7 protein-coding genes and 1 pseudogene are annotated in these 7,938 nt (G+C 71.9%); 3 read left to right on the top strand and 5 right to left on the bottom strand.

Translation table 11 applies throughout. The features are described from left to right. The 4 genes and pseudogenes from KBX53_RS14600 to pseB all read right to left on the bottom strand — a co-directional run. Window positions 1-772, bottom strand: a pseudogene (locus tag KBX53_RS14600) (class I SAM-dependent methyltransferase); the annotation flags it as partial. Then, the gene (locus KBX53_RS14595) at window positions 762-1,610 is read right to left on the bottom strand and encodes a hypothetical protein (RefSeq protein WP_210859779.1); all 849 of its coding nucleotides are present in this window, start codon (window positions 1,608-1,610) and stop codon (window positions 762-764) included. The gene KBX53_RS14595 and the pseudogene KBX53_RS14600, both read right to left, overlap by 11 nt. Window positions 1,611-1,620: 10 nt before the next feature. Then, window positions 1,621-2,778: a DegT/DnrJ/EryC1/StrS aminotransferase family protein gene (locus tag KBX53_RS14590; protein WP_210859777.1), complete on the bottom strand. Its 1,158-nt coding sequence runs from the start codon at window positions 2,776-2,778 to the stop codon at window positions 1,621-1,623. Further along, window positions 2,778-3,758, bottom strand: coding sequence for a UDP-N-acetylglucosamine 4,6-dehydratase (inverting) (gene pseB / locus KBX53_RS14585; protein ID WP_210859775.1), 981 nt, complete (start codon window positions 3,756-3,758; stop codon window positions 2,778-2,780). Before pseB ends, KBX53_RS14590 begins: the two co-directional genes overlap by 1 nt. Window positions 3,759-4,123: 365 nt before the next feature. On the opposite strand from pseB, the gene KBX53_RS14580 reads away from it, so the two are divergent. Beyond that, the gene (locus tag KBX53_RS14580; RefSeq protein WP_210859768.1) at window positions 4,124-5,860 is read left to right on the top strand and encodes a hypothetical protein; all 1,737 of its coding nucleotides are present in this window, start codon (window positions 4,124-4,126) and stop codon (window positions 5,858-5,860) included. Window positions 5,861-5,962: 102 nt separating this feature from the next. Here the strand turns inward: KBX53_RS14580 and KBX53_RS14575 are convergent, their stop codons facing one another. Next, complete coding sequence (locus KBX53_RS14575) at window positions 5,963-6,472, bottom strand: peptide chain release factor 2 (RefSeq protein WP_030335847.1); 510 nt, start codon at window positions 6,470-6,472, stop codon at window positions 5,963-5,965. Between the two features lie 100 nt (window positions 6,473-6,572). Between KBX53_RS14575 and KBX53_RS14570 the strand changes: the two genes are divergently transcribed. Both KBX53_RS14570 and KBX53_RS14565 read left to right on the top strand, forming a co-directional pair. Beyond that, on the top strand, window positions 6,573-6,824 hold the full coding sequence (locus tag KBX53_RS14570) for an acyl carrier protein (RefSeq protein ID WP_030335845.1): 252 nt from the start codon (window positions 6,573-6,575) through the stop codon (window positions 6,822-6,824). Window positions 6,825-6,874: 50 nt separating this feature from the next. Then, window positions 6,875-7,938, top strand: a 1,064-nt coding sequence (locus KBX53_RS14565) for an AMP-binding protein (RefSeq protein WP_309140773.1), incomplete at its 3' end; no start/stop codon positions are given.

Raw genomic sequence — 7,938 nt, 5'->3', positions numbered from 1 at the left:
GCCAGCCGACCACCGCCAGCCGGGCCGGGTCCTGGAGCACTGTGGAGCTGGTGAAACCCCCGGCGCAGGCACCGTGCAGCACCGCGTCGAACAGACCGGAGCCGGCGTCCCGGTCGAGGTGGTCGGCGTCCAGCAGGGCCGTCGGGGTGCTGACATCGGGGTACGCGGCCCAGCACGTGGCCGGCATCAGCCCCGCCACGCTGAGCCGCTCGCGCAGCTGGTCCCGGTTGGCCGGGCGGGCGCGGTCCAGCACGCCGCCGATCGCCCAGGCGGCATCGTCGCGGCGGGCGTACCAGGGGGTGGTGTCGACCAACCGGTGCAGGCCCAGTGGGTTGTCCAGGCGCAGCAGCAACGCGCCACCCGGTCGCAGCACGGTGACCAGTCGGGCCAGCACGCCGTCCCAGCCGAGCTGGGTGCCCTCCACCGACTCCACCGGGTCCAGTCCGGCGGCCGCGATCACCACGTCGTACGTCTCGTCCTCGGGCAGCCCGGCCGGGCCGCCCACCACCAGGCGGGCCGCCCGGTGCGCCAGCGCCACCGCGTCCGGGTGGCTGCGCAGCAGGCAGGTCACCTCGGCGTGGGCGAGCTGGTCGAGCAGCGCCGGGTCGTGTGGACCGGCCACCAGGACCCGGGCGCCGGGCGGCACCAGCCGGGCGGCCAGCGCGGCGAGCGGCCCGCCGTCGGCCAGCCGTTCCTGCGGCAGGTCGGACCAGGCCAGCATCTCGCCGCCCGGCAGGGTGATCCGGCCGGCGGGTGCCGTCTCAGTCGTCACGGTCTTCCTCTTCCTCCTGGAGGTTCGCCCAGCCGAGCAGCTCGCGCAGTTCGGCCGGCGTGCAGCGGTGGTCGGTGCCCAGCTCGGCGCGGGCGATCTCGACCGCGGTGGGCAGGTCGACAGTGCTGCCGTGCAGCTGCGGCCACTGCCGCCGGATCCGCGCGGTGCCGCCGAAGGTGGGGTCCTCGTTGGACAGGATCATCGGGTCGCCGTAGACGGCTGGTTCACACCCCGCCGCGATGCCGTAGAAGATCGCGCTGGTCAGCCGGTTGGAGGCGACCCGGCGGTGCCGGCGCAGCTCGGTGAGCTGTCGGTCGAGGAAGTCCGGGTCGGTGTCCTTCCACCAGTGCCCCCGGTAGCCGTGGCAGATCACCCGGAATCCGGCGCGTTCGTAGAGCCGGCGCACGTTGCGCATGCGGTACTCGTGCCAGTAGAGGCAGACCGTCACCGGGCCGGGTTCGGTGTCCCGGATCAGGGCGATCAGTTTGCGGTGGTCGCCCTTGACGTGCTGCCCCTCCCAGCCGTGGAAGGGGTACCAGATGGTGCCTTCGCGCTCTTCGGCCGGTGGGTCCTCGGGTCGCAGGGCCAGCAGGTAGACGAACGGCGCGCCGATGACGACCACGTTGCGTCGCCCCACCGACCAGGCACGGCGACGGGTCTGCTCCGACCAGAGCAGGCTGGGGGTGCGCTCGGCGTACGGGTGCCCGGGGGCCAGTCCGTCACCGATGTTCCAGCCGTGCTGCACGTATCCGTTGATCCGGGGTGGGTGCCGGTCGCCGAGGCCGGCGTAGCGGGCCAGCACGTGCGCGTGGCCGTAGAAGTGGTTGGCGTGGTGCATCAGGTTCCCATCAGGCGGCGGTACGCACCGAGCCGACCCGCACCGCGGCGGTCAGCGCGTCGATGACGCGGTCCTGGTCGGCGTCGCTGAGCCCCGGGTAGAGCGGCAGCGACAGCTGTTGGGAGTAGAACGACTCGGCCACCGGGCAGGAGCCACGTCGGTAACCCAGGTCGGCGAAGGCCGGGTGCCAGTGCACCGGGATGTAGTTGACCTGGACCCCGATGCCGGCGGCCCGCATCCGGTCGTACACCTCGCGGCGGCGACCGTCGAGCACCCGGATCGGGTAGAGGTGCCAGGCCGGGTCGGCCCACGGTTTGCGGGTGGGCAGCAGGACGCCGTCCAGATCGGCCAGCGCCTCGTCGTAGCGGGCGACCAGGGCGCTGCGCCGGGCGGTGAACTCGCCGAGGCGACGCAGTTGACTGCGTCCCAGGGCGCAGAGCACGTCGGGCAGCCGGTAGTTCAGCCCGAACTCGTGGACCTCCTGGTGCCAGCCGCCCTCGTCCGGGAACCGCAGGTCGTCGCGTTCGCGGACCACGCCGACGCCACGGAACCGGCGGGCCCGCTTCAGGATCTCCGGGTCCAGCGCCGCGACGGCGCCGCCCTCGGCGGTGGTCAGGTTCTTGGTGGGGAAGAACGAGAACGTGGTCAGGTCGGCGAGCGAACCCACCGGCCGGCCGCGGTACGTGCCGCCGATCGAGTGCGCCGCGTCGGCGAGGAGCAGCGCGTCGCTGCCCTTGACCGACGTGCGCAACGCGTCGTAGTCGGCGGGGTGGCCGGCGTAGTCGACCGCCGCGACGACAGTGGTGCGGGAGGTGACAGCGGCGGCGGCCGCCGCCGGGTCGAGGCAGAACGTCTCGTCGTCGACGTCCGCGAAGACGATCTTCGCGCCGAGGGCGGCGGCGCTGCTGGCCGTCGCCACGAACGTCATCGGCGGGACGACCACCTCGTCGCCCGGTCCCACCCCGGCTGCCGCGTACGCCACGTGCAATGCCGCGGTGCCGTTGGAGACGGCGGCGACGCCGACCCCGCCGGTCCACCGGGCCAGGTCGGCCTCGAAGGCGTCGACCTGCGGGCCGGTGGTGAGCCAGTCGCCGCGCAGCACGTCGGCGACCGCCGCGATGTCGTCCTCGTTGATCGACTGCCGGCCGTACGGGAGCATCCCCGTCATCAGTTGATGCCGAGCATGTCGCGCAACTGCTCGACGGTGAGCCACTCGTCGTTGGTGTCCGACTGGTAGGCGAAGCCGTCCGGCACCGGGTCGCAGTCGACCGGTGCCTGGTAACCCCAGGTGGCGATGGTCGGCTGGACGATGAACCGCCCCTCGGCGCGCAGCGTCCGCCGGCTGTCGTCGGGCGCGATCATCTCCTCGTGCAGCTTCTCGCCCGGCCGGATTCCGATCTCGTGCGTGGTGGCGTCCGGGGCCACGGCCTCGACCAGGTCGAGGATGCGCATGCTCGGGATCCGTGGCACGAACAGCTCGCCACCCTGCATCTGGTCGAACGAGTCCATGACGAACTGCACGGCCTGGTCGAGGGTGATCCAGAAGCGGGTCATCCGCTTGTCGGTGATCGGCAGGCTCTTGCCCTCGGCGGCCAGCCGACGGACCAGCGGGACGACCGAGCCGCGGCTGCCCACCACGTTGCCGTAGCGCACCACCGCGAACCGGGTGGGGTGCTGGGCGGCGTAGTGGTTGGCCGAGACGAAGAGCTTGTCGCCGACCAGCTTCGTCGCGCCGTACAGGTTGATCGGGCTGGACGCCTTGTCGGTGGAGAGCGCGATGACCTTCTTGACACCGGCCTCGATCGCCGCGTCGACGACGTGCTGCGAGCCGGTGATGTTGGTCGCGATGTACTCCGAGGGGTTGTACTCGGCGGTGTCCACCTGCTTGAGCGCGGCGGCGTGCACCACGTGGTCCACACCGTGCATGGCCCGGGTGAGGCGGTGCCGGTCCCGGATGTCGCCGATGAACCAGCGCAGCCGCGGGTCGTCGCCGAGTTGCTGGCGCAGCTCGTACTGCTTGAGCTCGTCGCGGGAGAACACCACCACGCGGGCGGGGTCGGCCTCGTTGAGGATGTGCCGGAGGAACGTCCTGCCGAAGGAACCAGTTCCCCCGGTGATCAGAATGGACGATCCATTCAACTCACTCAATGTGGTGCTCCCGTGTTCGTGGATGAACGAGCGGCCCTGGGCCAGCCGACCGGGGTGACACGCTAGCCATGGCGGGTTAACTCCCCGGCGCTCGCGGGTGAACCGCAACCTCTGCTCCTGTGAATGCCGGACACCGCGCAGGCGAACACTTCCGGCCGCCCCGGATGTGGGCTGACCTGGCCGGATCCGACCGCTACAGTGGCCGCGCGAACGACCGGCGGCAGTGCGCGCGACCCGGTCCCGCGTTCACCCGACATCCACACCAGCTCGGTGCGAGCGGGCCAGCCAGTGCGGCACCGACGCCAGCCGACGAGCCTGACGGGCCGGCGCGGGGCCTGGTCCGGCCGGCAATTCTGGAGGCGTTGATGGCACCCGGTAGTGACGTGATCGACCGGCCGGTGGTGGTGGCCGAGACCCCCAGCGGTCCGCCCGCCAGGCGGTGGCTGGTGCCGCTGGTGCTGCTGGCCGGGTGGGTGCTCAGCGTGGCCTGGCGGATGTGGTTGTCCCGGCACATCGTGCTGCCGATCGCCCACACCGACGAGGACAGCTACCTGAACACCGCCCGCGCGCTGGCGGGCGGACCGGGCGGCTTCAGCAGCGAGAACGATCTGCTGCGTCGGGTCGGCTACCCGATGCTGATCTCGCCGGCGTTCCTGGGGGACCGGGATTTCACCGACAGCTACCGGATCGTCCAGCTGATCAACGCGATGGTGAACTCGACGCTGCTGCCGTTGGCGTACCTGTTCGGTCGCCGACTGTTCCAGCTGCGCAGGTCGTACGCGCTGCTCGGCGCGGTCGCGGCGGCGACCCTGCCGGCGACCGCCTTCTACGCGGGCGTCGCCATGATCGACGCGGTGCTGGCGCCGCTCGTGGTGGCCTGGCTGCTCGCCGTGCACCGCTGGATCGCCCGGCCCGGCCCGGTCGCCGCCGCCACCGTCGGCCTGCTGGTCGGTGGGTTCCATCTGCTGCACTCCCGTGGCCTGGTGATCGTGGCCGTGCACGCCGGACTGGTGCTGCTGCTGTTCGTCCGCCGCCGGATCAGCCCACCCGTGGTGCTCGCGGCGCTGCTGCCGGTCCTCGCCATGGCGCTCGTCAACGAGGCCGCCATCCGCCACCTCGGCGGCAGGGTCTACCTGCTCGGCAGCACCCCCGACGGCAGCACCTTCGAGGCGCTCGCCTCCGCCCAGGGGCTGGTCCGCACGAGCGCGGCGGTCACCACCCAGCTCTGGTACCTCGTGGTGATCACGTTCGGGATGGCCGGGGTGGCCTGGGCCGGTGCCGTGCGCGAGCTGTGGCGCCCCCGGCACGGCGACGCGAGCCGTTGGACGATGGGGGTGGCGCTGGTGGTGACCATCGGGGTGGCCGGTGGCGCGTCGGTCATCCTGTCCGGAGTCACCGGCAAGCCGTTGGACGCCATCTACGGCCGCTACGTGCAGATGCTGGCGCCGTTCTGGCTGCTGGTCGGCCTCGGGGTGCTGTTCACCGCCGGGTGGCGGGTGGTGCAGCGCCGGGCGGCCGTTGCGGTGGCGCTGCTGGTCGGTGGCGGTGCGCTGGTCGCCGCTCGACTCGCCTATGTGGCCAGCCAGGGCCACCGGTTGCGGTACGGCGGTTTCAGCGCGCCGGACCTGATGGCGTTGACCGGGGGCTGGCGGGAGCTGCGACCGGTGGTCGGTTCGCTGGTCGGCATCGCCGGCTGTGTGCTGCTGGTCGCCACGGTCCGGGTGCCCCGCCTGCGGCTGCCGATCCTCGGCGTCCTCGTGGCGGCCAACCTCGTCACGATGCAGGTGATCGACCAGCGGATCGTGCGGCCGACCGCCGAACGCACCCAGCCGACGCCCCGGGTGGCCGACGTCGGCGTACGCCCCGGTGAGCGGGTGTGGGCCTCGACCGGTGTGCAGTACATCCTCCGGTTCAACCTCAGCCACCAGGTGACCTGGACCGACGTGCGGTGGTTCGACGACGGGCGACCGCCGGCCGTGGCGCAGGTGGTCTTCGCCCGCTGGGCGCCCGGGCAGGCCGACGACTGGGACGGCACGGCGTACGGCTTCGTCCGGCTCGGCGGCAACCCGCAGCAGCACTGGGCGGCGTGGCGGCGGGTCTGATCCGCCACGCCCCGGTGGACACCGCTGTCCGTGAACGGCGGATGTCCACCGGAAGCACTGTCGGTTAATGATTCCGGTCCATTGCGCGAAAGTGTCCGACAATCAGCGCTGGCGGCGATCCTCCCGCGCCAGGGAAATCGGGATGACGGTGATTTCCCGGCCGTCGGTCAGCTCCTGTTTCGGGGTGCCCTCGACGAATCGGAAACGCCGGTTCATCTGTCGTACGACGGTATTGTGGCCGAGCACCTCGCCGTCGAGCCGGTCCAGGTGCAGGCCGTCGAAGGCGTACTCCACGGCCTCCCGCATGACCCCCAGCCAGGCGGGCAGCGTCTCATCCCGCCCGGCCAGCCCCTCGGCGTCGAGATAGAACCCCCACGCCCCGGTACGCGGGCCGTCCAGCCGCAGGTCGAAGAAGGTGACCACGCCGCAGGGGCGGTCGTCGCGCACGTACACCAGCACCCGTCGGGACGGGTCTTCGCGGACCGCCGACCACCACCGGGCGTGCTCCTCGGCGGTGATCTCGTGACTGGTCTTGCTGACCTGTCGATTGGTTTCCTGATTACGCCAGGACAACATCAGATGAACGTCGTCCGTCGTCGCTTCGCGCAGCACGTGCGTCTCGCTTTCCTAGCCGTTCACGTCGGGTGCCGGCACCTTACCCGGGCCTACCGGGAAATGGGATACGCATTCATTGGGTTGTAGACTGCGGCGCATGAACGAATTGAGTCGCGCGCAGATCCGCGACCTCATGGCTCAGGTGCTGAAAAACCAGGACAAGGAGCTGCCGGGCGACGACGCCGCCCAGTTGCGGGAGATCGGCTTCCGGTCGCTCGACTTCTCCGAGCTGGCGCTGCGGGTGGAGGACGAGACGGGGGAGGAGCTCAACTTCGACGCCCCCGGGCTGCGTCGCATCGCCACCGTCGGGGACGTCCTCGACTTCCTCGTCGAGTTGCAACACCAGTGACCGTCGCGACGTCGCGCCACAGCGCCCCCGCGCCCGCGGAGCCGGCCGGTGTGGACAACCGGCTCGTGGTCGGTGGCACCGCGCTGACCTGGCGGTCGCTGCCGACCCCCACACTGCCCGACCCGGCGGCGGTGCTCGCCCACTCGGCGGTGCACGCGCTCACCGCGGCGCGGCAGCACGCCGTGCACGGCACCGAGCTTCTGCTCAGCACCGTGAGCCGGGTCGACGCGGCGCTGCGTACGGAGTTGCTGGCGGCCGGGTTCACCGTCGGCGTCCTCGACGACGACGGCGTGCACCCGAGCGCGCCGACCCGGCCGCGAACCGCCGAGCCGGGCCGGCTCTGGCTGCTGACCTCGGGCTCCACCGGGCGTCCGAAGCGGGTCGGGCACACCCTCGACACGCTGACCACCGTGCGGGTCGACCAGCCCGGCCGGACCTGGCTGTGCCCGTACGCCCCCGGCACGTACGCCTGGTGGCAGGTGGTCACCCTGTCGTTGACCCAGCCGGGCCAGCACCTCGTGGTGGTCGAGCCCGACGAGTTGGACGACTGGCCCGGTGTCGCCGCCGCGCACGGGGTCGACGCGGCCTCGGGCACCCCGACCTTCTGGCGGCGCACCCTCTACCGCGACGCCGAGGCGCTGGCCCGGGTGCCGCTGCGCCAGATCACCCTCGGCGGTGAGCCGGTGGACCAGGCGATCCTGGACCAGCTGCGGGACGTCTTCCCGGCGGCCCGGGTGTCCTGGATCTACGCGTCCTCGGAGGTGGGGGCGTCCATTGTGGTGCACGACGGGCGGGCCGGGTTCCCGGTCGACTGGCTGGACCGGGACACCCCGGGCCGACCGATGCTCACAGTCGTCGACGACGAGCTGGTGGTCACCGCCCCGTTCCACGGTGCCGGTCTCGCCGGCCCGGTCCGCACCGGCGACCGCGTGCAGGTGCTCGACGGCCGGGTGCTGATCACCGGCCGACTGGACTCCGACGAGATCAACGTCGGTGGCAGCAAGGTCTCCGCCGGCATGGTCCGCGGCGTGCTCGCCGGTCATCCGGCGGTGGCCTGGGCCCGGGTGACCGGCCGCCGGGCCCCGGTGCTCGGGCGGATGGTGGTCGCCGAGGT

It is taken from the genome of Micromonospora sp. M51, from assembly GCF_018070305.1.
Lineage (GTDB): Bacteria > Actinomycetota > Actinomycetes > Mycobacteriales > Micromonosporaceae > Micromonospora > Micromonospora parva.
This window is presented reverse-complemented; position numbering and strand designations above follow the sequence as displayed.

What these genes read in the sequence shown, in the direction of transcription:
- KBX53_RS14595 (WP_210859779.1), bottom strand. Translation starts at nt 1,610, where the DNA reads ATGCACCACGCCAACCACTTCTACGGCCACGCGCACGTGCTGGCCCGC.
- KBX53_RS14590 (WP_210859777.1), bottom strand. Translation starts at nt 2,778, where the DNA reads ATGACGGGGATGCTCCCGTACGGCCGGCAGTCGATCAACGAGGACGAC.
- KBX53_RS14580 (WP_210859768.1), top strand. Translation starts at nt 4,124, where the DNA reads ATGGCACCCGGTAGTGACGTGATCGACCGGCCGGTGGTGGTGGCCGAG.
- KBX53_RS14570 (WP_030335845.1), top strand. Translation starts at nt 6,573, where the DNA reads ATGAACGAATTGAGTCGCGCGCAGATCCGCGACCTCATGGCTCAGGTG.